This is a genomic window from Sutterella wadsworthensis (assembly GCF_003315195.1).
GTDB classification, from domain to species: Bacteria; Pseudomonadota; Gammaproteobacteria; order Burkholderiales; family Burkholderiaceae_F; genus Sutterella; species Sutterella wadsworthensis.
Genome location: NZ_QNRV01000003.1, coordinates 13,919 through 39,906 on the forward strand (window position 1 = coordinate 13,919; position 25,988 = coordinate 39,906).

A 25,988-nucleotide genomic window follows, 5' to 3' on the forward strand; every position below is an offset into this window, starting at 1 on the left:
CTTGTCTCTCCTCGCTTACTTCGCCTGAACCTTCGCGGGGTCCGGACGCCAGATTTGGCCGATATGGACGCTCGTAAGCTTCTTCTGGCGGCCGTAGATCAAGTTGATCAGGGCGCGGGAAACGATGACGGAAGTGAAAATCGAAGTCCCAATGCCCAAGCAGTGCACCACAGCAAAGCCGCGAACCGGGCCGGAACCAAAGATCAAGAGCGCCAAACCGGCGATCAAGCTCGTTACGTTCGAGTCCAGAATCGTGGCAAAAGCGCGTTCATAGCCCTCACTGATAGCGGTCTGAGGCTGTCGTCCGATGCGCAGTTCTTCACGAACACGTTCGTTAATCAGCACATTCGAGTCAACGGCCATACCGAGCGTAAGCGCGATAGCCGCAATACCCGGCAGCGTGAGCGTTGCCTGCAGCATCGACAGAATCGCAATCAGCATCATGACGTTGCAGATCAGCGATATGGCACTCACCACACCGAAGACCTGATAGTAAAGCGCCATGAAAACAGCAATCACAATGAAGCCGTAAAGCGTTGAGCGGAAGCCCGCCTCAATGTTGGCTTCACCGAGGCTCGGGCCGATCAGGCGTTCCTCAACGATTTCCATCGGTGCGGCAAGCGAACCCGCACGAAGCACCAGCGCTGTATCAGTCGCCTCCATGGTCGTCATCTGACCGGAAATCTGCACGCGGCCGCCGCCAATTTCCTGACGAATAACCGGAGCCGTCACGACCTCGCCTTTGCCCTTTTCAAAGAGCAGGATGGCCATGCGGCGACCAACGTTTTCGCGGGTGACTTCCTGGAAGATACGGGCACCGCGGTTATCAAGCTCAAGGTTGACGGTCGGTTCCTGCGTCTGACTGTCAAAGCCCGGCTGCGCATCGTTGAGATTTTCACCCGTAAGGATCACGCGGCGCTTGACCAGAATCGGACGTCCGTCACGGTCAGTGAAGCGTTCGTCGCCAAAAGGCACCGTGCCCTGCGCGAGCTGAGCCAAGGCTTCGGGAGAATCGTCAACAAGGCGCACTTCAAGCGTCGCCGTGCGGCCGAGAATGTCCTTGGCCTTAGCCGTATCCTGCACACCCGGGAGCTGCACCACGATGCGGTCGGCACCCTGCTGCGCAATGACCGGTTCGGCCACACCGAGTTCATTGATTCGATTGTGAAGCGTCGAGATATTCTGCTTCAGCGCGTAATTCTGTACGTTCTGAATAGCCTTCTGCGAAAGCTCCGCGTGGATCACATAAGGAGCCTTGGAGGCTTCGGGCAGCGTGAGCAGCAAATCAGGCTGCGTGTTGCGCAGGAGATCGTTTGCGCGATCGCGTTCTTCGGCCGTCGCAAAACTGACTTCAACATCGTTGCCGATACGGCTGATGCCGGTGTGACGGATGCGCTTGTCGCGAAGCTGCGTACGCAGATCGGCAGCAATGGCGTCTGCACGCTTGGTGAGCGCCGCACGCATGTCAACCTGCAACAGGAAGTGCACACCGCCGCGCAGGTCAAGACCCAGATACATCGGCAGAGCATTGATCGAAAGAAGCCATCGAGGCGTATTCGGCACCAAATTCAAAGCCACGATATGGCTCGGATCCTTCGGATCGGAATTGAGCGTCTTCTCAATCACTTCGCGCGCACGAAGCTGCTCTTCAGTCTGAGTCGGATCAAAACGCACGCGGATGGTATTTTGCTGTGCGCCTTGTTCAAAGAAGAGCCCGTTGGGCTTGAGGTTCGCGTTCGCGAGCGCAGTCTCTACCTGCGAGAGCGTCTGCTCGGTGACCTTCACCGTTGCCTTGCCGGAGGTAACCTGCACCGCAGGCGACTCACCGTAAAAGTTCGGCAGCGTATAGACGAGCCCAATAATGAGCACGATGCCGATCAGAATGTATTTCCAGAGAGGATAGCGATTCATCGTTCGCTGTCTCCAATTGCCAGTTTTGAAGGGTGGTCTCCGCACTTGCGGATGAGATGAGCTGCGTCAAGGCGGCCCCTCAGCAAGCGCAGGCCCGATGCCGCTGAAAAAGCGGCGCCGGGCCTCCAAGAGAGCCGATTCCGACCGGTGAACCGGACCGGAAATACGGCGTTCAATTAGAACTTAACCGAGCCCTTCGGCAGAACCATCTGCACCGCGGAGCGCTGCATGCGGATAACGACGGGCTTGCCGTCCACGGAAGCGACCTGCAGAGCCATCGACTGTTCGTCAACGCTCTCAATGCGGCCGGAGATGCCGCCCATGGTCATCACTTCATCACCCTTGGCGAGCGCGTCGCACATCTTGGCGTGCTCCTTTTGACGCTTCTGCTGCGGACGGATCAGGAAGAACCAGAACACCACGAAAATGACGATGAGCGGGACAACCTGAACGAGGAAGCTTTCCATCCCGCCGGCGGAAGCGGCTTCGCCCGCTGCCAGGGCATCGCTGATAGGGAACAACATGAAGACTCCAATCAAATAAGAACGGATCAAGAAAACGTTCGGGAATTCAAGACCCACTTTGGAAGGTTGTGATTATAAGGAAGCGTTGAGCGGCATGACCTTAAGACATCGAGAACGTCTTATTGTCTTATTCAATGCCGCGCGCACGATCCGTACGAAATTGCACTTTCCAGGCTTCAAACGTGCCGTTTTCAATGGCGGCGCGAATTTCACCCATAAGTGTTAAATAGTAGTGAAGGTTATGGATCGTGTTGAGCCGCGCACCGAGGATTTCCCCCACCTTGTGCAGGTGATGAAGATATGCACGGCTGAAGTTGCGGCAGGTGTAGCACGTGCACGACGGATCAAGCGGCCGCAAGTCATTGCGATAGCGGCTGTTCTTTAGCTTCAGGTCGCCAAAGCGCGTGAAGAGCCAGCCGTTTCTCGCGTTGCGGGTCGGCATGACACAGTCAAACATATCGATGCCGCTAGAGACGCCGTCAACCAAATCCTCAGGCGTCCCCACCCCCATCAGATAGCGCGGATGGTCTTCGGGAAGCTTGTAGGCGACTTCGTCGAGAATGCGAAGCATCTCTTCCTTGGGTTCACCCACTGACAGGCCGCCCAACGCATAGCCGTGGAAGCCGATGTCTTTCAGGCCTTCGAGCGACTCTTCACGCAGGTGGTTAAACATACCGCCCTGCACAATGCCAAAAAGCGTATTGGGATTTTCCAAGCGGTCGAATTCATCCTTCGAACGCTTGGCCCAGCGCAGACTCATCCGCATGGAAGCGGCGGCTTCGGCTTCTGTCGCCGGACGGTCGCCAATCTTATAGGGCGTACATTCGTCGAGCACCATCGTCACGTCGCTGTTGAGCGTGTGCTGAATCTGCATCGAGATCTCAGGCGTCAGGAAAAGTTTGCTGCCGTTGATGGGATTAGCAAAGCGAACGCCTTCCTCGGTGATCTTACGCAGTTCGCCGAGACTGAAAACCTGAAATCCGCCCGAATCCGTGAGGATGGGCTTATCCCACCGGCCGAACCCGTGAAGGCCGCCGTGAGCGCCGATCACTTCGAGTCCGGGGCGAAGCCACAGATGGAAAGTGTTGCCGAGAATGATCTGCGCACCGACCTCCTTGAGCTCATAGGGCGCCATAGATTTGACAGCGCCGTAAGTGCCGACCGGCATGAAGATCGGAGTCTCGACGATACCGTGGTTGAGTTCAAGCGTACCGCGGCGGGCTTTGCCGCACCGCGTCTTGACCGTAAAGCTGAATGCCATTGCGTTTAACTCCAGGAGTGCGGTCAGGCCCCGCGGGCCTTTTCAATGAAGCAGGCGTCGCCGTAGCTGAAGAACCGATAATGCTCACGCACGGCATGGGCATACGCCTCGAGAATTCGCTCGCGGCCGACCAATGCCGACACGAGCATGACAAGAGTGGATTTGGGCAGATGGAAGTTTGTCACGAGCGCATCGACGATGCGGAACTTGTAGCCCGGCATGATGAACAAACGGGTATCGCGCGCGCCAGCCTCAACATGACCGATGCGATCCGCAGCGCTCTCGAGCGTGCGCAGTGAGGTCGTCCCCACCGCAATGACGCGGCGGCCCTGAGCCTTCGCCTCATTGATGCGGGCAGCCACATCTTCGGGCATGCTGAACCACTCCGAATGCATGTGGTGCTCGGACAAGTTTTCCACACGCACGGGCTGAAAAGTGCCCGCTCCCACATGGAGCGTCACGTATTCAATATCCACGCCCTTGGCCTTCAGACGATTCAGGAGATCATCGGTAAAGTGAAGCCCAGCCGTAGGCGCCGCCACGGCACCGGGATGACGTGCATAGACCGTCTGGTAGCGGCTTTCATCGGCTTTTTCCGGCGCATGTTCGATATAAGGAGGCAGCGGCACACGGCCGAAAGCTTCAAGCACCTGCAGAACAGGTTCGGCAAACTTCAGCTCAAAAAATTCACCGGCCCGACCCGTGACCTCGACTTCAGCTTTGAGGTCAGTGCCGGGGGCGGCAAAGAAGAGTTTCGAGCCCGGCTTCGGGCTCTTGCTTGCGCGAACCATAGCGATGGCGGTGAATTCACCTGTCACACGCTCAATGAGCGCCTCGACAGCTCCTCCCGTAGCCTTGGCGCCGAGAAGCCGCGCCTTAATCACGCGGGTATTGTTGGCAACGAGGAGATCGCCGGGGCGAAGGAATTTTTCGATATCCCGAAAAGTACAGTCTTCAATGACCTCTTCGGTAATATGAAGCAGCCTCGAAGCGGCGCGATCTGCCAGCGGATACTGGGCAATGAGTTCCGGCGGAAGCTCGAAATCGAAATCTGAAAGATGTTGTTCTTGCATGGCTTTACTGGCCACAAAGCGGATAAAAAAACAAAAGAGCCGGCATTCTAACGGAGTTCGCAGCGTCCCATGTCGTTATCATTGTGAGTTCTCTTGAAGACGAGGTCCTTATGCGCCCCAACCAGATTGAAGACGACGAAGAAGAAGAGTTCCGCGGCCCATCAAAATCGCACTTGAAGCGTGTGCAGAACGAGCTCCAGGAGCTTGGCCGCGTCATGACCGGCATGGGCGACGAAACGCTCAAGAAGATTGGACTCCCGGAAGCTGTCTACGACGAAATCATCGAATACCGCCGTATGCGTAATTTCGGTGCTCAGCGTCGTCAGCTTCAGCTGATCGGCAAGAAAATGCGCGACATGGATCCGGCCGCCGTACGTGAAGCCATTGCGCGAGCAACCGGCGAATCCCGCGCAGCAGTAGCACTCCAGCATCGCTGTGAAGCGCTCCGAGACCGCTTCCTCGCTGACGACGAAGCCGTCAAAAACTTTATTGACGAACATACCGACATCGATATTCGGCGGCTGCGCGAACTCGTGCGCAGCGCCCGCCGCGAACGCGAGCAGGCTAAGCCCCCAAAGAGTGCTCGCGAACTTTATCGTCTGCTCTATGCCTATTTCGATGAACCGCTCGACCTGATGATGGCCGAAGAAATTGAAGTCGAAGAAAACTGATTTCCAAATTTTATTTTTGTGAGGTCTTTGATGAAGCCACCGCGCAGTGCTGACAACGAACTCATCCTTGGCCTCGTTTCGGTCTCGGACCGAGCGAGTCAGGGCATTTATGAAGACAAGGGCATCCCGGCTCTCGAGGCATGGTGCCGCAAAGCCGTCAAAACGCCTGTCAAGATCCATAAGCGTCTCATTGCCGATGAGCGTTTTGACATCGAAAAGACGCTGCGCGAACTCGTCGACATCGTCGGCTGCGACCTCATCCTGACGACGGGCGGCACGGGACCGGCTCGACGCGACGTCACGCCCGAAGCGACCCTCGCGGTTGCTACCCGCGAAATGCCTGGCTTTGGCGAACAAATGCGCGCCATTTCCGGTCACTTTGTTCCGACGGCAATTCTTTCGCGCCAAGTCGGCGTCCTTCGCGAAACACCCGATCATGCAGCACTGATTCTCAACCTTCCCGGCCAGCCCAAAGCGATTGCTGAAACGCTCGAAGGTCTGAAGGACGAATCCGGAAAAAGTCTCGTCAACGGCATCTTTGCTGCCGTTCCCTACTGCATTGATCTGATCGGCGGTCCTTACATTGAAACCAATGAAGACGTCGTAAAAGCCTTCCGGCCGAAGAGCGCCCGTCGTACGGTCTCTCAGTCAGCCGACTCCGTCAAAGAGGCCGCTGCGGCAGCTCCCAAAGCAGAGCCAAAGGCTGAACACAAGCCGGCAACCGCTGCCGCGCCTCAGTCTGCACCCCAACCTGCGCCCCAGCCGCAGCCCAAAACGCCTGCTTTTGCGCCAAAAGACATTCTGACTGTAATGCCGCGCTCGGGGGCTCGTCCGCGCCTCACCTGCGTCTGGCTTCACGGCATGGGGGTTGACAACAGTGACTTTGCGCCTTTTGCCGACGAAATCGAGCATGTCGGCGGTCCTGCCTGCCGCTTTGTACTCCCCAATGCTCCGATGCGCACGCTCTCTCGCAGTCCTGACTATCCGCCGCTGCGTGCCTGGTACGATATTCCCGGCCGAAACATCGACGATGCCGAGGATGAGTTCGGCATTCGAGCGTCCTCCGCTCGTGTTGCACAATTGATTGACGAACTGGAGGCGGAAGGTGTCCCACGCCATACTATTGTGCTCGGCGGCTTCTCCCAAGGCGCAGCGATCTCACTCTTTACGGGACTGCGGCTGGCCAGACCCATCGGCGGCATTTGTGCGCTCTCGGGTTACCTGCCGCTTGCCGGCCGGCTCTTCTCCGAAGCTACCCCGGCAGCTCGCCGCACGCCGATCTTTATTGCGCACGGCGACTTCGACTCCGTGGTGCCGGCCGTCATGGCTGAACGCAGTGCTGAAGTCATTGCGCAAATCGACTCCACGCTCATAACGCGCACTTATCCCATGGATCATGAAGTCTGTGCGGATGAAATGCGCGATATCGCGGCATTCCTTAATTCGATTGCGCAGCACGCATAAAGCATCGCCGAACAAACGAAAGCCCGAAGGAATGTGCAAACCTTCGGGCTTTCGCCTTTTATACGGCAATCGAACGAACTATTGGCCTGCGTAGTAAGCGTTGTATTCCTCGAGTACCTCACCCGAAGCAACGGGCACTTTGAGCGACTGCAGCTCATCGGCATTCAAGGCACGAAGCTCGGCAAAAATCGGCGATAACGCCGGCAGCTTCACCTGCGTGTAGAAGAAGCCGACGACTTCGATGTCAACGATCTCACCGCCAGAACCGCACCAGACATGAAGTTCCCGCTTTACCGTCGGCGTACGGGAGCTCCGTAGATCTTTGTCTGCGAGAAAACTCGGACGAACGCCAACCCACTCCCAGACAAACCCCTTTTGCGACGGGCGAGTATTGCTCTTCATCGTGCGTTCGGGATCGCCATAAACCTGAATAGCTTCTCGAGCGGTTCGGCACTTTGCCAAATACCGTCTGGCACCCTCGGGCGTAAAAGCTTCGGCGGGCATATCCGTGTCCGCCCGTGTCTGTGCTGCACAGCCGGCGAGCGAAAGTACTGCCGTCGCCAAAGCAGCCGTCATGAATGTACGTCGCTGCATGAGTTATTCCTTGTCAGCGGCAGCTTCTTCCGTCGGATCCGCAAGACCGTCGAGCTCTTCCTGTGTGAGCGGGCGCATGCTGTGCGTGGAATTCGAACCGATCAGCGGCTTGCGGTAAACATAAAAGACGCCTGAATATTCATGCTTCACAACGCGATCGTTGTCATCGATCCAAACGCGCAGGCTTTTCTTGGTCGTCGGGAATTCATCAATCGGATTAAGCGGAATGAAGTTCTTGGCCGAAGGACGCGAACGAACCCAAGTGTATTCAAGCACTTTGGTGCCGTCGGCTTCCTGCTGCGTGGTATTCGGTTCACCAAGCAGTGCCACGACATCCTGACGATTCGTCTGGGTATCCACAATTTGCTCAGCAATCTGCTGAGAGTTCAAATTGCGAAGTCGATCATTCCCGGCGGCGCAGCCAGCAAGAATGGCCACAGCAGCAACGGCCGCAAAAATTACGCGAATTTGCATGAGAAAGTCCCTTTGGTTTGATTTTTTGCCTGTTGACACGTCAACAGTCCGCCAATCATAGGTGAAAACACACTTTATTTCGGCAAATCGAGATTTCTCGTATTCCGCCAATAACTAAAAATCGACGATTTTTACTGTGCGTCAGTCAAAGAGCGGTAATCTTCAAATAAAAGAGCTATATGGAATCATGTTGTATACGTACAACAATTCATTCCTCCCGGCATTTAGCTCTTGACTGCACCGCCTTCGGGCGTCGGTCTTAGCCATGCGCCAGCGGTCGCAAAGGGCGTCTGGTTCTGCATTCTTTCCAGTTTTTTTAGTACCCCGCGGAACGAAATAAGCACACATCAACAAAAAAGGACTCATGAGCGTACTCACCAAGAGCGCAAGCAGGCGAACTCATACGAACTCCCGTAAACGAAGCTCTCATCCAAATCCTTGAAATATAAAAAAATCCCGAGCCGTCAAAAACAGCTCGGGATCATCATTTGGTCCCCAGGGCGAGACTCGAACTCGCACGGTTTTACCCGGCGGATTTTGAATCCGCTGCGTCTACCATTCCGCCACCCGGGGAGGAAAGAAAGTATGCCACAAGTTAGGAAATTTTGCGGATGTGTTGAGTGGAATCTTTACGGATGACCTGCTCGATAAGTTCTGCAATGGGAAGGCCGGCAGGGCTGCGCCAGTTGGGTTCAATTTCAGCGAGCGGCACCAGCACAAAGAGCCGCTCATTCATCCGGGGATGCGGAAGCGTGAGCCCGTCAGTCGATCGTACCTCACCCTCATAGGCGAGCAGATCCAAATCGAGCGTTCGCGGTGCATTGCGTACGCCCGCAGGCCGAACGCGGCCATGAGCATATTCAATGCGCTGCAAAAGCTTCAGAAGTGCCTCGGGCGAACAATTCGTGTCCACTGCTGCCGCGGCATTCACGTAGTCCGGTCCGGAGGAATCCACCGGGGATGTGCTGTAAAAGCTCGAGAGCCTCAGATGAGCAATGCCTTCGCTCTGCTCAAGTGCTTTGGCCGCAGCGGTCAGTGTTGCTTGGGGGCGACCGAGATTCGCGCCAAGACTGATCCAGGCACGAGGCATTATTCAGAACTCCCGCTGCCGACATGGTCCACAGGACGACGGCTTCGCGAACGACGAGGACGACGACGCGGTCGACGGCGTTCTCGCTCCTCACCTGCCGGGGCATCATTGCCGGCCTGCAGCGCGGCACAGCGGCCGCGGCGAGCATCCTCTCCGGTCTGACGAGCTTCAATCTGGGCGGCCTTTACCATTTCAGCGCGTTCGTCGCTGTCGGCCTGCACAAAATGATCCCACCACGCCGGAAGCGCCTCAGGCACCTCTCCCATCTGCGCGCGCAAAAGCAGAAAATCGTAGCCCGCGCGGTAGCGCGGATGATTGATAACAGAATAGGGAGACTTGCCTGTACGTCTTTCAAGACGCGCCTGCAGAACCCACAGGTCATGCATGTCGCTCTGAAAACGACGCTGAATCGCGAGCGAATGAGATTCCGTTTCGAGCACTTCGACGGCTGCGTCGTGGAGTGCAGCCAGCCGAGGCAGTCCCCGCACCTCTTCGTTATGCTGCCAGCGCAGTCGTACCTGAGGCCAGAGCAGCGTCGCGAAAAGGAAAAAAGGTGAAATCCGCTTTCCAATGGCCAGACGCTCGTCGGTACGACGAAGCGCGAGCATCAGGAAAGCCTCTCCGTCCGGCGTCGCTAAAAGTCGGTTGAGCGTCGGCAGCACGGCTTCGGCGAGCCCTTCCTTACGCAAGCGCGACACGCATTCAACAGCATGTCCGCAGGTCAGAAGCTTAAGCGCCTCATCGACCAGTCTCGCTGAAGGCACATTTGAAAGAAGCTTTGCCATCCGAGCAATGGGACGTTCAGTAGCCGGTTCAATGGCAAAGCCCAGTTTTGCCGAAATACGCACGGCGCGAATCATACGAACGGGATCTTCGCGGTAGCGTTCTTCGGGATTGCCGATCATACGGAGCCGTTTCTTGCCGAGATCCTCAAAACCATGGTGGTAGTCATAGATCTCTTCGGTGGCAGGATCGTAGTAAAGCGCATTAATCGTGAAGTCGCGGCGAGCCGCATCCTCCCACATTTCGCCGAAGACGTTGTCGGAAATCACTCTGCCGCTGCTGTCTTTGCGCACCCCGGCGCCTTCGAGCGCTCGAAAGGTCGAGCACTCAATGATTTCCTGCCCGAAAATCACATGCACGAGACGAAAGCGTCGGCCGATGATAATGGCGCGCTTTTGCGCACGTTTAACTTCTTCCGGGGTGGCATCGGTGGCCACATCAAAGTCTTTCGGCGCCACGCCGAGAAGCAAGTCACGCACTGCTCCGCCCACAATGTAGGCGCGGTAACCGCGCCGCTGCAGCGCTTCACAGCAGCGTTTGGCCTGCCAGGCGACAAGTTCCGGATCAATCCCATGAACTTCCTTAGGGATGATGCGCGGTTCGCGCTGCGGCTCCACGTTGGCCGAAGTACCTAAAAAAGAGCGGACGCGGCTAACGATTGAATCAAACATGGGGATTCCTTTTTTCTTATTTTCGAAACACCGAAGCCACCTCCCATCCGCGCTCCAGCGCCAAACGCGCGAGCTGCGGATCAGGATTTGCGGCAACGGCCCGGCCGTGCGGCTGAAAGCCCGCGGCGAATTCTAAAAGAGGCTTGTCGTTGATGGAATCACTCCATCCTTCAAATGCCTCAAAACCGCCGCTCGGCGCATGGTTCGCCATCCAGTTTTTGATCAGCGCAAGTTTGCCTTCGCCATAGCTGTCGAGCCCCACGAGTTCACCCGTGAATTCACCGTCAGAGCCAATCTCCGGTGTTGCGGCAATAAGATGCTCAATGCCAAAGAGCGCTGCAATAGGCGCCGTAACGAAACGATGTGTTCCGGTAGCGAGCACCACCTCGTATCCTGCCAGTCGCCGCTGAGCAACAAGTTGCAACGCTTCCGGACGCACCGCGGGACGAATCACTTCGTCAATAAAGGATGCCCGCCAGGCTTCCAAATCTTGGCGCTTTTGTGCGGCGAGCAGTCCAAACTGAAAGCGAATGAAGCTCAGCGGAACAAAATGACCCGTTCGATACGCTTGCGCATAAGCCTCAATCTGAGCACCGATCTTCTCTTCATCCAGACCGGCTTTCCGCACCAGCCAATGCGACCAGGCATCGCCGGAATCAATCGGCAAAAGCGTATGGTCCAAATCAAAAACAGCAAGCTTCATTACGTCATCAATGACCTGTACCGAAGAGCGCAGTCGGCGCTTCACCCTGCTGCGCAATGCTTTCATCCTCAGCCATACCGGCCGCACGGGCAGCTTCCCGGATCACCTGCAGCGTCACCTTGCGCTGTGCATGCAGTGCAATCTGATTGGCAACATCCATTACCCGGGTGAGTGAACGCATATCGCGCGGCAGATGCGCAGAAATCCACTGCCCGATGTCGGGCGTGAGCAGTATGCCGCGAAGCGCCGCTTGTCGAGCCAGCTCCCGAATGCGATCTTCCTCATTGAGCGGCTCTACCGCATAGCAGAGACCGCCCAAAAGGCGGTTGATGACGCCGGCAGGAAGCTTAAGCTCCTTCGGGGGCAGCCTGCCGGCACAAACCAGACGTGCGTCAGGATCAACATAGACAGCGTTTTGCAGCTGCAGCAGCTGCCGCGCATAGCCTTCGTCTAAGGCGTCAATGTCGTCCACTGCATAACGTTTTACGCCCGGCTGGTAAATCGGTACGGGATAGAGCGCCGCGGCCGTTCCCGGCAGATAGGCCTCCAGGAGATGCGAAAGTCCTGCGCCGCGAGGACCATACAGATACAGGAACTTCGGTCCCTCATCAGCCGCCATGCGTGCGAGCGCAGCGGCAGCTTCGCTGTTGCTGCCAACCACGAAGTTTTCGAAGGTCGGCCGATCCCGTCCCTGCAGTTCCGGCAGATCGAGAAGGTATTGATCGGGATTTTGAGCGATCGGTTGCACGAGTGAAGAAAACGCGTCAGCTGATGAGTAAAGGGGCGGGGGAAATTCGGGGCGGATGGAAGTTTAATGTTTTTCGTCAGCATTCTCGAGCCGTTCGTCGGTTTCAATGCATCCATATCTTTGTGCGTCAGCGCAACTTCATAAGGCTTCTGATAGGTATTCAAGAAGGCGCTTGTCTTATACTCACGCCCAACGTTTTTCACCTGCTCCTGCGCCCTTCGTTTCCCCGGAGCCTGCAGTGCTTTTCGGCTTCCCGGCCGACCTGCTTTGCGCACGAGCGTTTTTCCTTTTGGATGAGCCCTCATGAGCCAACTCTCCTACGCGGCTGCCGGCGTTTCAATCGACGCTGGCGATGAACTCGTTGAACGCATCAAGCCCGCTGCCAAACGCACGCTGATCCCCGGCGTGCTCGGATCGATCGGCGGCTTCGGCGCCCTTTTCGAAGTAAGCCGTGACTACCGCAACCCGGTTCTCGTCACCGGCACCGACGGCGTCGGCACGAAGCTCATGCTCGCCTTTCAACTTGGCCGTCACGACACTGTCGGTCAGGACCTCGTAGCAATGAGCGTAAATGACATTCTCGTGCAGGGTGCCAAGAGCCTCTTCTTCCTCGACTACTATGCCTGCGGCAAGCTCGACGTGGATGTCGCCGAACGAGTCGTCAAAGGTGTGGCCAAGGGCTGCGAACTCGCGGGATGCGCACTGATCGGCGGCGAAACTGCCGAAATGCCGGGCATGTATCCCGAAGGCGAATACGATCTCGCCGGCTTTGCAGTGGGCGTTGTTGAAAAGGACGAAATCATCGACGGCACGACGATTAAACCGGGCGACGTTGTGCTCGGTCTTGCTTCAAGCGGCCCGCACAGCAACGGCTTCTCGCTGCTGCGCAAGGTCGTGGAAGTTGCCGGAGCCGACTGGTCGATGCCCTTTGACGGTGCGACCCTTGCCGACCGTGCGATGGAACCCACCCGCATCTACGTCAAGCAAGTGCTCTCTGTCATGAAGAAGGTGCAAATTAAGGGCATGGCCCACATCACCGGCGGCGGCCTGATTGAAAACGTGCCCCGTGTTCTTCCTGAAGGCGTTCAGTGCCGCATTGACGGCAGCTCTTGGACCCGCCCGGCGATCTTCGAGTGGCTTGAAGAAAAAGGTCAGATTGACAGTCACGAGATGTACCGCGTCTTCAATAACGGCATCGGTCTCGTCGTCATCGTTTCCGCTGAAGACGCTGACCGCGCTATGGAAGCCTTCAAAGCCGAAGGTGAAAAGGTATTCCGCATCGGTGAAATCTCGACGCTTCCGGCGGGCGAAGCCCCCTGCGTCGTGCTCTGATCGGCCGCACCTCTGAACGGTATGCGTTTCAAAAAGCGCTCCGACCTTTACAGTCGGAGCGCTTTTTGGTTGATGGGCGATCAGCCCGCCGGCACCAGCGGCTGCGCGAGCCTTAGGAGCGTCTCGAAAGCGTCCGGTGCAAAGGGTTCAATTTTGATGACGTCGGGCATTGAACGCAGCCAAGTCAGCTGGCGTTTAGCGAGCTGACGCGTAGCGGCGATGCCGGCCAAACGAAATGCCGCATAGTTCGTGCGGCCTTCCAAAAACTCAACAGCCTGTCGGTACCCCACAGCCCGCATGGCAGGGGAATTGGCATCAAACCCCGGCTCCGCCATCAGCTGCCTCACTTCATCGAGCAGTCCTGCGGCGAGCATTGCGTCAAACCGCTCTTCAATGCGCTCATGCAGCGCAGCCCGATCTTCAGGCACCAATGCCGCAGTAAGCATCGGGAATGCGGGATGCGGCGTTTTGCGATGAAACTGTGAAAGGGGCTTCCCCGTCATGCGAAAGACTTCCAAAGCGCGGCCGATCCGCTGTTTATCATTTGGAGCCAATCGTTCTGCAGCGGCCGGATCAATCTTGGCGAGCTCCGCGTGCATCGCAGGCCACCCCTTGGCAGCACCTTCTGCAGCGACGGCGCTGCGAACCTCTGGAGAGGTAGACGGCATTTCGTCAATACCCTCACGAATGGCCTTGGCGTAGAGCATTGTGCCGCCCACAATCAGCGGCAATCGGCCGCGAGCACGAATTTCCCGAACAAGTCGGGAAGCATCCGCCACAAAATCTGCGGCGCTGTAAGGTTCGTTGATTGCGCGAATATCGATCAAATGGTGCGGCGCGGCTTGAAGCTCTGCGGATGTCGGCTTTGCACTCCCAATATCCATGCCCCGATAAACCAGCGCAGAATCGATTGAAATGATTTCCACCGGGAGCAAACGGGCAAGTTGAAGTGCGAGCGCGGACTTCCCCGAAGCCGTCGGCCCCAAAAGCAAGAGTGCCTGGGGTTGAGCTGCTTGACCCATGTTCATTGGCTGATCAGTCATCAGCGGCCCCGCATAAACAGTCGATCGAGATCCGTCATGGAAAGCGTTGTCCATGTCGGCCTGCCGTGATTGCATTGATCTGCGCGCTCCGTTTTTTCCATGTCGCGCAAAAGCGCATCCATTTCCGGCAGCGAAAGTTTGCGGTTGGCCCGGAAAGCATTGTGACAAGCCATGGTGGAGAGAATGCGGTTTTTCAGCACATCCATCGCTTCTGAAGCACCAAATTCTGCGAGATCGTCGAGTACCTCTCGAAGGAGTGCTTCCAGTTCGCCCAACGGTGCCTCAGCGATCATGGCCGGCACGCCGCGAAGCGCCACAGCACCTTCATCTGCGCCCGTGCAGATAAGGCCCAGAGCCGCAAAAACTTCTCCCTTTTCAAATTCCTCAAATGCCGCGTACTGTGCCGGCGTCACCCGCACAACCAGCGGCATCAGCAGCTCCTGTACCGCAAGCTTTGACTCCGCCATGACCCGCTTCATTCGTTCATAAAGCACGCGTTCGGCAGCCGCATGCATGTCCACGATGACAAGACCAGAAGCATTTTCGGCCAAGATATAAACACCGGCTACCTGCGCCAATGCACGCCCAAGGAATCCCCTGCCGTCAGACTGTGCCTGAAGCGGCGTAAAAAGCGCTGGATGCTCCTCCTGCTCCATTTGCGGCAGTTTCTGGGGCTCCAAAGATTTCGGTTCGCCCGCTTCCCCTGAAGACGAATTGGGGTCATAAAACTTCATGGCTGCCGCTACGGCAACGGGCGAAGGGGCTTTGGGACGCTCTCCATAAGCGGCGGGAAAGCGCTGCAGCACCGGTTTGCCGGAAGCGGCCGACGCCGGACGCTCAGAATCAGCACGTTCAAATCCCGTGCCGGTTGGCGGAGCACCCCAAAGCGCATTGGGATGGTCCGCAGGTACTTTTGCCGCAATGGCTTCTTGCGGTTCGGCGAGTGAGGAACGGCCAAAAAGCGCTGCTTCACGGCGCGCTGGAACTGAGCCCAGAGACGCATCGGCGAGCGGGACAACGGCTGCCCCGCCGGCCGCCTGTGCGAGGGGCGGTGCAAGCGCCGCCTCAACCGCATGCAGAATGAAGCTGTGCACGCGGCTCGAATCCCGAAAGCGCACCTCTGTTTTTGTCGGATGCACGTTTGAATCCACCTCTTCGGGCGGAATGGTCAGAAAAAGGCAGTAAAGCGGCTGAGCCTGACCATGAAGCACATCAGCATAGGCTGCCCGCACCGCATGGTTCATCACTCGATCGCGAATGAAGCGGCCGTTGACAAATAGGTATTGACCGTCCGCGCGCGTACGAGAAATGGTGGGAAGCCCCACCAATCCCGTGAGCTTCCAACCGTCCGACTCAGCCGATACTGGACGACAGGCCTCTTTGAAATCCTTGGGCATCAGCGCCTTGATGCGGTCTTCCGCAGACTCGGCCTCAAGCTGCATGGCTCGCCGCCCATTGGCATAAAGCGAAAAAGCGGCCTGCGGATTGGCTAGCGCGATGCGCTCCATCTGCGCCGTCACATGCGCCGTTTCCGTACTTTCGGACTTCATGAATTTGCGCCGCGCAGGGGTCTTATAAAAAAGATCCGTCACTTCTACGCGCGTTCCGCCGGTCATCCCGCCGGCCGGCTCGACGGCTCCGCGCTGAATGCGCCAGGCTTCGCCCGCACCCGCGGCTTTGGACTCAATGATGAGTTCCGCAACGGAGTCGACCGATGCCAGTGCTTCCCCGCGGAAACCCAGCGTCGTTGCTGCTTCCAGATCAGCGAGCGTGGCCACTTTGCTCGTCGCGTGGCGTTTCACCGCCAGCGGCAATTCCGCTTTAGGAATACCGCAGCCGTTGTCGCTCACCAGAATCCGTGAAAGCCCGCCCCCGTCGATGCGCACTTCAATGCGATCTGCTCCGGCGTCCACTGCATTTTCAACAAGTTCCTTGACGACGGACGCCGGCCGTTCAATCACCTCGCCCGCGGCGATTTGACTGATGAGCTGACTCGAAAGTTCTGCAATTGGACGATTAGGCTGCATGAGAAAAACGTATGCAAGTATTGCCGTCTTGGTCAGAACGGCAGAAGTCTGCGATATTCAAAGAGACATCAGCCTATCAGAGTTAGTTGAAGCAAACAGCTATCATTGTCTCCCTGCTTCTGATCTGCTCGAATCGCTGCGGTTCAACTCCCCTTAAGCCGCCTCCGCAGACAGCATCGAGTCCCTTCGACTCTTTCGCATAAAACAAAATTGTACTTTCAAGATCATGGACCTCTTCGGACTCATCGTCGAGCTCTTTACCAACGCCGACCATTTTCTAGTGTCAATCGCCACTGACTACGGCACGCTTATCTACATCGCAATGTTCGTGATCTTTTTCCTGGAGACCGGCATCGTTGTCATGTCGTTTCTGCCGGGAGATTCGCTTCTTTTTGTGGCAGGCACCGTTGCGGCAGCCGGCACAGCCAGCCCATGGCTCATCATGCTGGCAGTGATTTTGGGGGCAATCTTCGGGAATTCCCTAGGTTATGCGACTGGCAAATGGCTCGGCAACCGAATTTATGACGGCAGTATTCACTGGATTGATGCCAAGAAGCTTGAGCACGCCCACAGCTTCTATCTCTCACACGGCGGGAAAACAGTAGTTCTTGCCCGATTCGTCCCCATCGTGCGCGCTTTCGCGCCGCTCGTGGCCGGCGCAGCCCGCATGGATGGTCTGCGCTTTGAACTCTTCAGCGGCTTCGGCGCCATTCTCTGGGCGGTATCGATCGTTGGTGCAGGCTACCTTTTCGGCAACATCCCTTTCATTCAGCAGAATCTTTCGAAAATCCTCATTCTCGGAGTCGTTGCTGCCGCTATGGGCCCCATTCTTGTGGGCTACGTCTGGAAGACGTATCAGAAGATGCACGAAAAGCGCGAACACAAATTCTGAGACACTGACCTCACCGATCTTCAAAAGCCGTCATGGGAGCGCTGCCAGCGCTCCCATGTGCTTATTGGCCAAAGCGTTTAATGAGGTCTTTCCCTCCCTCTCGGACGCACTGCCGGTCTTCTCAAGATATGTCAGAGACTGCAGGTTCATCGTTTTGAAATGGTGCGCGCTTAGAATAGATGAGACCTGCTTTCATTCCCGGTGAAAACATTCGATGTCAGACAAACCAACCCTTAGCCGCAAAGCTGCTTCCGCACTCCAGACCGAGGGTGCAGAAACCGCAGCCAAAGAGTCGACAGCAAGGACCGACAAGCCTGCAGCTGTCCAGCCCGCAGGAATAGACGCCAAACCTGCCGAAGCTGAAGTGAAAAGCGAACACACTGCAGTCAAAAAGACCGCAGTCCGCCGCAGCACGGCGTCTAAAAAGACAATCACGAAGACGGTCAAAAGCGCGAAAAGCGTAAAAACAGTCAAAGCGGTCAAAGTTTCCGCTTCCAGTACGGCTTCGCTCGAATCTGCGCCGCCGCCGCTCCCGCCCGTAGAAGGCGTGCCAGACCTCTCCGATCCGCTGCTCTACATTAACCGTGAGCTCAATTGGATTGAATTCGACCGCAAGGTGCTCGAAGAAGCCTGCGATCTGAGCGTGCCGCTGCTTGAACAGCTCAAGTTCCTCGCCATTTTCCACAACAATCTTGACGAATTCTTCATGGTCCGCGTGGCCAACATTATTCGTCAGTACAAGATGGGAGCGGCGTCGACTTCGGCTGACGGCCTGCCGCCCGTGAAGCAGCTCGCCGAAATTCGGCGCCGCGTGCTCGGAATGCTCGCGAGAGCGCAGAACCACTGGAAAAACAAGCTTGCGCCAGAGCTTGCTAAAAAAGACATCGCCATCCGGCGGTGGAAGAATCTCTCGGCAAAGCAGAAGACCTTCCTTGAAGGGTACTTTGACAACGAGATTTATCCCATTCTCACGCCGCAGGCCATCGATGCGGGGCATCCGTTCCCGACCATTTCCAACCTGTCGCTCAACTTTATTGTCGAGCTCGAAGCCGTTGACAGCAGCATGCGTTATGCGCGCCTCAAGTGCCCCAACAACATGCCGCGCTTCATCTTCGTGCCCCGCACGAAAGAATCTGCCTATGCTGAACTGGGCTTCAACTCCTCCGGGCGCGATGACGACATCATTCTGCTCGAAGACTTAATCCGCGAACATCTCGGCAAGCTCTTCCCCGGACACAAAGTCGTCAAGTCGGGCGTTTTCCGCATCACCCGCAATACCGACATCGAAATTGAAGAGGATGAAGCTGACGACCTCTTAGCCGCCGTCAAGGACTTCGTTGACCAACGCCGCTTCGGCGATGTGATCCGTCTTGAAATTGAAGCCGGCACCGATGCTGCGCTGACCAACTTCCTGATGGATAAGCTCGAACTTTTGCCTTTCCAGCTTTTTCGCATCAAAGGCCCAATGGCCATGTCGGAATTCATGGCTTTGAGCGGTCTCGATCGTCCTGCCCTGAAGGATGCGCCATATAAGGGACTTGAACCGCTGCTCTTTTCCGAGGGCGACATCTTCGGCACCATCAAAACCCGAGACGTGTTCCTCTACCATCCCTATGAAAGCTTCAGCGGCGTACTCGACTTTATTCGTCGCGCCGCTGCGGATCCTCAGGTGGTCGCCATCAAGCAGACGCTCTATCGATGCGGCAGCAACAGTCCGATTGTCGCCGCACTGATCGATGCACGACGCCGCGGCAAACAAGTGACGGCCGTCGTTGAACTCAAAGCCCGCTTTGATGAAGAACGCAACATCAACTGGGCCGAGGAAATGGAAAAGGCCGGCGTCAACATCGTCTACGGCTTTGCCGGCCTCAAGATTCACGCCAAACTCTGCCTTGTCGTGCGCCGCGAGGCCGACGGCATGACTCGGTACGTTCACATCTCAACGGGCAACTACAACCCTTCCACCGCGAAGATTTATACAGACTATGCGCTCTTTACGGCCAATGCGGCCATCTGCGCTGACGTCTCCGACCTCTTCAACGTGATGACGGGCTACTCGGATCAGACGACGTACCGCCGTCTAGTCGTTTCGCCTCACAGTACCCGCAGTTCCATTGTTGCTGCGATTGAGCGCGAGGCGGCAGAACACCAGAAAACCGGCAAGGGCGAAATCATCTTTAAGTGCAATCAGCTCGTTGACCGCGCCGTCATTCAGGCGCTCTATGCAGCAAGTCAAGCCGGCGTGAAGATTTCTCTGATCGTCCGCGGCATCTGCTGCCTGCGCCCCAATATTCCGGGCATCAGCGACAATATTCAAGTCGTCAGCATCGTCGGGCGCTTCTTGGAGCATGCTCGAGCCTACTGGTTCCGCAACAACGATGATCCGTTCCTGCTCATCGGCTCAGCCGACCTGATGCCGCGCAATCTCGACGGCCGCATTGAAGTGCTCGTCCCAGTGCTCGATCCCGCCATCCGCAGCCGCATCAAGGCCACACTTGACCTGCAGCTTGCCGACAATGTGCAGAGCTGGAAGCTCCAGAGTGACGGCACTTATGTGCGGCTCGCTCCGCCCAGACACGGAAAAGCTGTGGACTCGCAGGAAGTGCTTGCCAAGCACTACGGACGAGTGGAATAGCGCGTCATAAAAAATAGAGCGGGCGGCCTGAGCAAATCAAGCCGCCCGTTCTTTTGAAGCGAAACGGTCAATTACTTCGTCACACCAGCGGCGAGTTCAACAAGCCTCAGTGTCACCGCAAGGCTCTTCAGCCACGAAGACATGGGCATGAACTCACAGGCACTGTGGAAGTTGTGTGCGCCCGTGAAGTAATTCGGCGTCGGAATACCCTGCGTGGAAATGAAGGAACCATCCGTGCCTCCGCGCATGGCAATGTCCTTTACCGTCACATGTTCAATTTCCATCGCGCGGCGCAGCATGTCAATGCATGCACTGTTCTCGGGTTTGATAGCGTCGGCAATGTTGCCGTAGACATCCTCGATCGTCAGATTGATCTTCGCGCGCGGATAGCGCACGCGCAGGCAGTCGACGATGGCGCGGATAAGTGTCTTTTTTTCTTCATAGCGCTTGAGGCTGTGATCTCGGAGCTTAAGCGACACGCGGCATTTGGCGGGACCGCCCTGAATGCCGTTCACCCATACAAACCCTTCAGTCTTCTCGGTAAATTCCGGCGTCTGACCGCGGTCAAGCATGCCGATGAAGTCGTGCGCGACCAGAATCGGATTCAAAAGCTGTCCCTTCGAAGACATCGGATGTGCGGTAATGCCCTGAATATCCACCCAGGCACTGCCGGCATTGAAGGTCTGCCAAACGATTTCACCGAGTTCGCAGCTGTCAATCGTGTAGGCAAAATCGACCGGGAACTTTGAAAAGTCAATTTTCTTCGCGCCGCAAAGACCAATTTCTTCATCCGGCACAAAAGCAACATAAATATCACCGTGAGGACGACCTTCCTCAACGATGATGTGCAGTGCCGTCATAATGTTGGCAATGGCAGACTTATTGTCTGCGCCGAGCACTGACGTGCCGTCGGAAAGAAGCAGATCGTCGCCTACGTAGCGTTCCACTTCAGGATGTTCAGCCACGCGAAGCCAAAGGTTCTTCTCTGCATTAAGGCAGATGTCGCCCCCTTGATAGTTCTTCACAACCTGCGGATGAATGTCCGGGGAAAGTCCGGCGTCGACCGTATCCAGATGTGCGCACCAACCCACCTTAGGCGCTTGGGCCCCTGCGGGAAGATTGGAGGGCAGCCGGCCGGTGACGACAGCATATTCGGAAACTTCGACATCCGAGAGCCCGAGCGCTTTAAGTTCTTCGGCAAGCATCTGTGCGAGCACGCGCTGTCCCGCCGTGCTCGGCACAGTTTTTGCCCCCGCTTCGCTCTGGGTTGTAACGGCTGCGTAGCGCATAAAGCGCTCGAGCAATTCGTTTGCACGATTAATCATAGGGTCCTCACTTCTGCTGTTGGTCCTGCACATTTTTTCTGCCGCATCAACAACCCGCTTCTCAGCTCCGGAGCCTCGTCAAACCCGCCAATGGTTTGTCTTGGCATCAAGGGGAGTCGGAGCTGAGCAGCGGGGCGCCGAGCGAATTATTGGTCTGCTCGTTCTTCGAGAACGGCGATGGCCGGGAGCGTCTTGCCTTCCAGGAACTCGAGGAAAGCACCGCCGCCCGTGGAGATATAGGAAATGCGGTCTTCCACACCGAAGGCGTTGACGGCCGAGACCGTATCACCGCCGCCAGCGATGGAGAAGGCCCCCTTATCGGTCGCCTCGGCAATCGCATAGGCCAGCGCTTCCGTTCCCTTGGCAAAGGGCTTCATCTCAAAGACACCCACCGGACCATTCCAAACGATCGTTCCGGCAGAGCGCAGTTCGTGTGCGAGATGTTCTGCGGTCTTCGGACCCACATCCAGGATCATCTCGTCATCGGCCACTTCATCAACACTGCAAACGCGGTACGGAGCATCAGTCGCAAAAGCCTTGGCCGCCACGACATCGACGGGCATCGGCAGCTTTGCACCCTTCTTTTCAAGAATCTCGAGCACCTTGCGGCATTCGTCCACCAGATCCGGTTCAGCGAGCGACTGGCCGATCGGACGGCCAGCTGCGAGCAAGAACGTATTGAGGATGCCGCCGCCCACGATAAGGCGATCCACTTTCTCGGCGAGATTCGAGAGAATCGTGAGCTTGGTCGACACCTTTGAGCCGGCAACAATCGCGGCGAGCGGGCGAGAGGGGCTGCCGAGCGCCTTGGAGAGTGCTTCGATTTCCTTGGCCATCAAGGGACCCGCACAAGCAATCGGAGCGTACTTCGCCACGCCGACCGTTGTCGCCTCTGCGCGGTGAGCCGTACCGAAGGCATCATTGACATAAACGTCACAAAGCGCAGCGTATTTCTTTGAAAGCGCCTCATCGCACTTCTTTTCACCCACATTGCAGCGGCAGTTTTCCAGCACCACCAGCTCACCGGGCTTCACCTCAACACCGTCGATCCAATCCTGAACAACCGGTACTTCTCGGCCAAGCAGTTCCCCCAAGCGATCGGCAACGACCTGCAGAGAATCTTCCGGGCGCAAAACACCTTCCTTAGGACGGCCCAGATGACTCGTCACCATCACGGCCGCACCCGCGAGCAGCGCGGTCTTAATGGCCGGAAGACTCGCCACAATGCGAGCGTCATTGGTGATCGCGCCTTCATCATTGCGGGGCACATTCAGATCACTGCGGATCAGAACACGCTTATCCTTCAAAACGCCCGAGGCGGCCAGGGAATCCAGAGTCTTCACTTGCATGGAAACTGCTCCTTTGCATTAAAAATACGTTGGATCTTCTTTAGACCGTAAGTCCAAAGAAAAAACCGCCTCGCGGGAGCATCCGGCATTCGGACGCTTCCGCGGGCGGCAGATATTGCTTCAGCCAATGAAATTGGGCTTCACTTTACGTCTGATTTTTCAGAGCTTACTTGGCGGCCATCATCGCGCAGGCCGTGTCGAGCATTCGGCAGGAGAAGCCCCACTCATTGTCGTACCAGGCCATAACCTTGACAAGGCGGTCGCCAGACATCTTCGTGAGCGTCGAATCGTAGATAGAGCTGCGCGGATCATGGTTGAAATCAATCGACACCAGCGGCTCATCGTTGTAGCCGAGAATGCCCTTGAGTTCGCCCTCGCTCGCCTCTTTCAGGATCGCATTGATTTCTTCGATCGAGGTCGCGCGTTCTGCCATGAACGTCAGGTCGACAAAGCTCACATTAATCGTCGGCACGCGGACCGCAAAGCCGTCCAGACGGCCCTTCAGCTGCGGCAGCACCAGTCCCACGGCCTTGGCTGCGCCCGTCTTCGTCGGGATCATCGAGTGCGTCGCAGCGCGGGCTCGGCGCAGATCCTTGTGGTAGACGTCGGTGAGCACCTGGTCGTTCGTGTACGAATGAATCGTCGTCATCAAACCGTGCTCGATGCCAATTTTGTCCTGCAGGGGCTTGACGAGCGGCGCCAAACCGTTGGTCGTGCAGGAGGCGTTCGACACCACGAGATCTGTGGCCTTAAGCACATCTTGATTAACGCCGTAGACCACCGTCGCGTCCGCGGTCTTGCCAGGGGCCGAAAGCAGCACTTTCTTCGCACCGGATTCGATATGCACCATCGAGGCTTCTTTTGAATTGAAGGCTCCCGTGCACTCCATCACCAGATCGACACCGAGGTCGGCCCAGGGCAGTTCACGGGGATCTCGCGTCTTGAAGACGTGAATGCGATCCCCGCCGACAATCATGTCTTTGCCGTCCGTTTCAACGGGCGTAGTGAAGCGGCCGTGCACCGTGTCGTACTTCAGGAGATGGGCGTTCACTGCAAGGTCGCCCGGAGAATTGATGGCGACGATTTCAACGTCGTGCTGCTTGGCATACTCGTAATGAGCGCGGAGCACGTTGCGGCCGATGCGGCCGAACCCATTGATGGCAACACGGATGGTCATGTCGGAAACTTCCTAGATATTGAAGAAAGGGATGGGTAAAAAACAAAGGGATTTACTGGAGGAGCGCCTCAACCTTGGAGACGACATTGTCGACCGTAAAGCCGAACTTGATCCAAAGATCCTTGGCCGGCGCGCTCTCACCGAAGCTGTCGACGCCAAGCACGTCGCCGCGCCCCGTAAAGTACTTCCACCAAAGATCAGTCTTTGATGCTTCAATGGCGAGCACCGGCAGTCCCGGTGGGAGCACCGACTGACGATACTCCGTCGACTGGCGGTCAAAACGGCTCGTGCAAGGCATCGATACCACACGGGCATTGATGTTGAGCGCGGCGAGTTTAGCGCGCGCATCCATCGCAAGCCCCACCTCCGTACCGGTCGCGAGCAGCACGACCTGCGCTTCGCCTTCACCCAAGGGGGCTTCGGCGACGACATAGCCGCCCATAGCGATCGCATCCGCATCTACTTCGTCACGGTCGATGAAAGCTGCGTTCTGACGCGAGAAAATCAGGCAGGAAGCGCCGTCTCGGCGCTCGATGGCACTCGCCCAAGCCACAACGGACTCAACCGTATCGCAGGGACGCCAGACATCCATGCCCGGGATAAGACGCAGCGAGGGAATGTGTTCAACCGACTGATGTGTCGGACCGTCTTCACCGAGCCCGATGGAATCGTGCGTGAAGACGTTGATGGCGCGCAGATTCATCAGCGCGGACATGCGCAGGGCATTGCGCGAATAATCCGAGAAAGTAAGGAACGTCGCGCCGTAGGGAATGAATCCGCCGTAAAGCGCAATGCCGTTCAGAATGGCCGACATGCCAAATTCGCGCACGCCGTAGCTGATGTGACGTGCATGGAAGTCGCCCGTATTCAGGCTCGTCGAGCCCGACCAGTTGGTCAGGTTTGACCCGGTCAAATCAGCCGAACCGCCAAGGAGCTCCGGAAGGACAGGGGCCAGCGCATTAAGCGCCTTTTGACTGGCCTTGCGGGTGGCCACCGTTTCGGCCGCCTCTGCAGCCTGACAAACAGCATCCATGACGGCGGCATCCCATTGGTCAGGAAGATCGCCCGCCAGCCGGCGCTCGAGTTCCTTGGCCAGTTCCGGGTAAGCGGCTTTATAACCCGCATACGTCTGCTGCCATTCTTTTTCGACCTTCGCCCCTTCAGCGCGATGATCCCATGCTGCATAAACATCCTGCGGAATCTCAAAAGGACCGTAAGTCCAGCCGAGAGCGGCCTTCGTCGCGGCGATCTCTTCGTCGCCGAGCGCTTCGCCATGCACCTTGGCCGTGCCTTGACGGTTGGGAGAACCCTTGCCGATTGTCGTGCGGCAGATGATAAGCGTCGGTTTCTCTGCGGATTCCTTCGCTTGAGCGATCGCCTGATCAACGGCGTTGATGTCGTGTCCGTCGACCGGACCAATCACATTCCAGCCATAGGCCTCGAATCGGCCGCGGGTGTCATCGCGGAACCAGCCGCGTACATCACCGTCAATCGAAATACCATTGTCATCGTAAAGCGCGATGAGCTTATTGAGCTTCCAGACGCCCGCCAGTGAGCAGACCTCATGGCTGATGCCTTCCATCAGGCAGCCGTCGCCCAAAAACACATACGTACGATTGTCGACGACCGGGAAGCCATCTCGATTGAATTCAGCGGCCAACAGTTTCTCTGCGAGCGCCATGCCGACACCGTTGGCGATACCTTGTCCGAGCGGGCCGGTCGTCGTTTCCACCCCCGGCGTGATATCCACTTCCGGATGTCCCGGCGTGCGGCTGCCAAGCTGGCGGAAAGCCTTCAGATCATCCATTGACAGATCAAAGCCCGTCAGATGAAGCAGTGCGTACTGCAGCATCGAACCGTGGCCGTTGGACAAAATAAAGCGGTCGCGGCCCGACCACTTGGGATCCTGCGGATTGAAGCGCAGATGACGCGTCCAGAGCGCCGTGGCGATGTCTGCCATGCCCATCGGCATGCCGGGGTGGCCGGACTTCGCTTTTTGAACAGCATCCATCGCGAGCGCGCGGATCGCGTTCGCCATCGTCTGGGGGGAGACCTGTGACATGTGTCTTGCTTTTGCGGAAGAGAGAAGGTGAGAGCTTGAGCGGGGAATACTCCGTCTTTAAGGAGCCCCTGCTGAAACTAAAGATTTTATCATTTAAGGGTGGTCGATTCGATGCTTAAAACAAACATGACGACCGAAGCCAATCCGGCTCAAACCATCTGACTCCGTGTCGGACCGTC

At 57.0% G+C, this 25,988-nt stretch carries 20 protein-coding genes, 1 tRNA gene and 2 pseudogenes; 6 read left to right on the forward strand and 17 right to left on the reverse strand.

The annotated features are described in order from the left end of the window. Positions 1 to 15 precede the first annotated feature (15 nt). From secD to queA, 4 genes are all read right to left on the reverse strand, one after another. On the reverse strand, positions 16 to 1,911 hold the full coding sequence (secD, locus tag DES29_RS02280) for a protein translocase subunit SecD (RefSeq protein WP_021995648.1): 1,896 nt from the start codon (positions 1,909 to 1,911) through the stop codon (positions 16 to 18). Positions 1,912 to 2,087: 176 nt separating this feature from the next. Beyond that, on the reverse strand, positions 2,088 to 2,435 hold the full coding sequence (gene yajC / locus DES29_RS02285; RefSeq protein WP_005430846.1) for a preprotein translocase subunit YajC: 348 nt from the start codon (positions 2,433 to 2,435) through the stop codon (positions 2,088 to 2,090). A gap of 127 nt (positions 2,436 to 2,562) precedes the next feature. After that, complete coding sequence (tgt, locus tag DES29_RS02290; protein WP_016473605.1) at positions 2,563 to 3,696, reverse strand: tRNA guanosine(34) transglycosylase Tgt; 1,134 nt, start codon at positions 3,694 to 3,696, stop codon at positions 2,563 to 2,565. Between the two features lie 23 nt (positions 3,697 to 3,719). After that, positions 3,720 to 4,769 carry a tRNA preQ1(34) S-adenosylmethionine ribosyltransferase-isomerase QueA gene (gene queA, locus DES29_RS02295; RefSeq protein ID WP_021995649.1) on the reverse strand — a complete coding sequence of 350 codons (1,050 nt, stop codon included), beginning with the start codon at positions 4,767 to 4,769 and terminating at the stop codon, positions 3,720 to 3,722. Positions 4,770 to 4,879: 110 nt separating this feature from the next. Here queA and yjgA point away from each other — a divergent pair, with 110 nt between their 5' ends. The 3 genes and pseudogenes from yjgA to DES29_RS12700 all read left to right on the forward strand — a co-directional run. Continuing rightward, the gene (gene yjgA / locus DES29_RS02300) at positions 4,880 to 5,440 is read left to right on the forward strand and encodes a ribosome biogenesis factor YjgA (RefSeq protein WP_113854379.1); all 561 of its coding nucleotides are present in this window, start codon (positions 4,880 to 4,882) and stop codon (positions 5,438 to 5,440) included. Between the two features lie 30 nt (positions 5,441 to 5,470). Continuing rightward, a pseudogene (gene mog / locus DES29_RS12695) lies at positions 5,471 to 6,076 on the forward strand (molybdopterin adenylyltransferase); the annotation flags it as partial. Positions 6,077 to 6,283: 207 nt separating this feature from the next. Next, a pseudogene (locus DES29_RS12700) lies at positions 6,284 to 6,904 on the forward strand (alpha/beta hydrolase); the annotation flags it as partial. Positions 6,905 to 6,982: 78 nt separating this feature from the next. On the opposite strand, the gene DES29_RS02310 reads toward DES29_RS12700, so the two are convergent. From DES29_RS02310 to DES29_RS02340, 7 genes are all read right to left on the reverse strand, one after another. After that, positions 6,983 to 7,498: a hypothetical protein gene (locus DES29_RS02310; protein WP_021995652.1), complete on the reverse strand. Its 516-nt coding sequence runs from the start codon at positions 7,496 to 7,498 to the stop codon at positions 6,983 to 6,985. 3 nt (positions 7,499 to 7,501) lie between these two features. After that, positions 7,502 to 7,972 carry a hypothetical protein gene (locus DES29_RS02315; RefSeq protein ID WP_005430857.1) on the reverse strand — a complete coding sequence of 157 codons (471 nt, stop codon included), beginning with the start codon at positions 7,970 to 7,972 and terminating at the stop codon, positions 7,502 to 7,504. Positions 7,973 to 8,461: 489 nt separating this feature from the next. Next, positions 8,462 to 8,545, reverse strand: a tRNA-Leu gene (locus DES29_RS02320). Between the two features lie 22 nt (positions 8,546 to 8,567). Next, positions 8,568 to 9,062 carry a 2-amino-4-hydroxy-6-hydroxymethyldihydropteridine diphosphokinase gene (gene folK, locus DES29_RS02325; RefSeq protein WP_021995653.1) on the reverse strand — a complete coding sequence of 165 codons (495 nt, stop codon included), beginning with the start codon at positions 9,060 to 9,062 and terminating at the stop codon, positions 8,568 to 8,570. Continuing rightward, positions 9,062 to 10,516: a polynucleotide adenylyltransferase PcnB gene (gene pcnB / locus DES29_RS02330; RefSeq protein WP_021995654.1), complete on the reverse strand. Its 1,455-nt coding sequence runs from the start codon at positions 10,514 to 10,516 to the stop codon at positions 9,062 to 9,064. Before pcnB ends, folK begins: the two co-directional genes overlap by 1 nt. A gap of 16 nt (positions 10,517 to 10,532) precedes the next feature. Continuing rightward, the gene (locus tag DES29_RS02335) at positions 10,533 to 11,219 is read right to left on the reverse strand and encodes an HAD family hydrolase (RefSeq protein WP_021995655.1); all 687 of its coding nucleotides are present in this window, start codon (positions 11,217 to 11,219) and stop codon (positions 10,533 to 10,535) included. A gap of 7 nt (positions 11,220 to 11,226) precedes the next feature. Beyond that, complete coding sequence (locus DES29_RS02340) at positions 11,227 to 11,967, reverse strand: HdaA/DnaA family protein (protein WP_005430861.1); 741 nt, start codon at positions 11,965 to 11,967, stop codon at positions 11,227 to 11,229. 303 nt (positions 11,968 to 12,270) lie between these two features. Between DES29_RS02340 and purM the strand changes: the two genes are divergently transcribed. Then, positions 12,271 to 13,299, forward strand: coding sequence for a phosphoribosylformylglycinamidine cyclo-ligase (gene purM / locus DES29_RS02345; protein ID WP_016473598.1), 1,029 nt, complete (start codon positions 12,271 to 12,273; stop codon positions 13,297 to 13,299). An 80-nt stretch (positions 13,300 to 13,379) separates the two neighbouring features. On the opposite strand, the gene miaA is transcribed toward purM, so the two are convergent. Both miaA and mutL read right to left on the reverse strand, forming a co-directional pair. Then, a complete protein-coding gene (gene miaA, locus DES29_RS02350) occupies positions 13,380 to 14,321 on the reverse strand; it encodes a tRNA (adenosine(37)-N6)-dimethylallyltransferase MiaA (protein ID WP_373112576.1) in 942 nt (313 codons plus the stop codon). A 20-nt stretch (positions 14,322 to 14,341) separates the two neighbouring features. Further along, positions 14,342 to 16,369: a DNA mismatch repair endonuclease MutL gene (gene mutL / locus DES29_RS02355; RefSeq protein WP_021995657.1), complete on the reverse strand. Its 2,028-nt coding sequence runs from the start codon at positions 16,367 to 16,369 to the stop codon at positions 14,342 to 14,344. A 226-nt stretch (positions 16,370 to 16,595) separates the two neighbouring features. On the opposite strand from mutL, the gene DES29_RS02360 reads away from it, so the two are divergent. Next, positions 16,596 to 17,261, forward strand: a complete 666-nt coding sequence (locus tag DES29_RS02360) for a VTT domain-containing protein (protein WP_005430882.1) — start codon at positions 16,596 to 16,598, stop codon at positions 17,259 to 17,261. A gap of 214 nt (positions 17,262 to 17,475) precedes the next feature. Further along, a complete protein-coding gene (ppk1, locus tag DES29_RS02365) occupies positions 17,476 to 19,896 on the forward strand; it encodes a polyphosphate kinase 1 (protein ID WP_113854383.1) in 2,421 nt (806 codons plus the stop codon). A 71-nt stretch (positions 19,897 to 19,967) separates the two neighbouring features. Here ppk1 and pepT read toward each other — a convergent pair whose 3' ends face one another. The 4 genes from pepT to tkt form a co-directional block, all read right to left on the reverse strand. Then, positions 19,968 to 21,221, reverse strand: coding sequence for a peptidase T (gene pepT, locus DES29_RS02370; protein ID WP_113854385.1), 1,254 nt, complete (start codon positions 21,219 to 21,221; stop codon positions 19,968 to 19,970). Between the two features lie 146 nt (positions 21,222 to 21,367). Continuing rightward, positions 21,368 to 22,570 (reverse strand): phosphoglycerate kinase, encoded by a 1,203-nt coding sequence (locus tag DES29_RS02375; RefSeq protein ID WP_021994793.1) that lies wholly within the window; start codon positions 22,568 to 22,570, stop codon positions 21,368 to 21,370. A 166-nt stretch (positions 22,571 to 22,736) separates the two neighbouring features. Beyond that, positions 22,737 to 23,747 (reverse strand): type I glyceraldehyde-3-phosphate dehydrogenase, encoded by a 1,011-nt coding sequence (gene gap / locus DES29_RS02380; RefSeq protein WP_016473592.1) that lies wholly within the window; start codon positions 23,745 to 23,747, stop codon positions 22,737 to 22,739. A gap of 52 nt (positions 23,748 to 23,799) precedes the next feature. After that, positions 23,800 to 25,809: a transketolase gene (tkt, locus tag DES29_RS02385; RefSeq protein WP_113854391.1), complete on the reverse strand. Its 2,010-nt coding sequence runs from the start codon at positions 25,807 to 25,809 to the stop codon at positions 23,800 to 23,802. Positions 25,810 to 25,988: the final 179 nt, after the last annotated feature.

Bases quoted from the DNA above. Each gene is read 5' to 3' on its own strand.
- secD (WP_021995648.1), bottom strand. From the start codon at position 1,911: ATGAATCGCTATCCTCTCTGGAAATACATTCTGATCGGCATCGTGCTC.
- yajC (WP_005430846.1), bottom strand. From the start codon at position 2,435: ATGTTGTTCCCTATCAGCGATGCCCTGGCAGCGGGCGAAGCCGCTTCC.
- tgt (WP_016473605.1), bottom strand. From the start codon at position 3,696: ATGGCATTCAGCTTTACGGTCAAGACGCGGTGCGGCAAAGCCCGCCGC.
- queA (WP_021995649.1), bottom strand. From the start codon at position 4,769: ATGCAAGAACAACATCTTTCAGATTTCGATTTCGAGCTTCCGCCGGAA.
- yjgA (WP_113854379.1), top strand. From the start codon at position 4,880: ATGCGCCCCAACCAGATTGAAGACGACGAAGAAGAAGAGTTCCGCGGC.
- DES29_RS02310 (WP_021995652.1), bottom strand. From the start codon at position 7,498: ATGCAGCGACGTACATTCATGACGGCTGCTTTGGCGACGGCAGTACTT.
- DES29_RS02315 (WP_005430857.1), bottom strand. From the start codon at position 7,972: ATGCAAATTCGCGTAATTTTTGCGGCCGTTGCTGCTGTGGCCATTCTT.
- folK (WP_021995653.1), bottom strand. From the start codon at position 9,062: ATGCCTCGTGCCTGGATCAGTCTTGGCGCGAATCTCGGTCGCCCCCAA.
- pcnB (WP_021995654.1), bottom strand. From the start codon at position 10,516: ATGTTTGATTCAATCGTTAGCCGCGTCCGCTCTTTTTTAGGTACTTCG.
- DES29_RS02335 (WP_021995655.1), bottom strand. From the start codon at position 11,219: ATGAAGCTTGCTGTTTTTGATTTGGACCATACGCTTTTGCCGATTGAT.
- purM (WP_016473598.1), top strand. From the start codon at position 12,271: ATGAGCCAACTCTCCTACGCGGCTGCCGGCGTTTCAATCGACGCTGGC.
- miaA (WP_373112576.1), bottom strand. From the start codon at position 14,321: ATGGGTCAAGCAGCTCAACCCCAGGCACTCTTGCTTTTGGGGCCGACG.
- mutL (WP_021995657.1), bottom strand. From the start codon at position 16,369: ATGCAGCCTAATCGTCCAATTGCAGAACTTTCGAGTCAGCTCATCAGT.
- DES29_RS02360 (WP_005430882.1), top strand. From the start codon at position 16,596: ATGGACCTCTTCGGACTCATCGTCGAGCTCTTTACCAACGCCGACCAT.
- ppk1 (WP_113854383.1), top strand. From the start codon at position 17,476: ATGTCAGACAAACCAACCCTTAGCCGCAAAGCTGCTTCCGCACTCCAG.
- pepT (WP_113854385.1), bottom strand. From the start codon at position 21,221: ATGATTAATCGTGCAAACGAATTGCTCGAGCGCTTTATGCGCTACGCA.
- DES29_RS02375 (WP_021994793.1), bottom strand. From the start codon at position 22,570: ATGCAAGTGAAGACTCTGGATTCCCTGGCCGCCTCGGGCGTTTTGAAG.
- gap (WP_016473592.1), bottom strand. From the start codon at position 23,747: ATGACCATCCGTGTTGCCATCAATGGGTTCGGCCGCATCGGCCGCAAC.
- tkt (WP_113854391.1), bottom strand. From the start codon at position 25,809: ATGTCACAGGTCTCCCCCCAGACGATGGCGAACGCGATCCGCGCGCTC.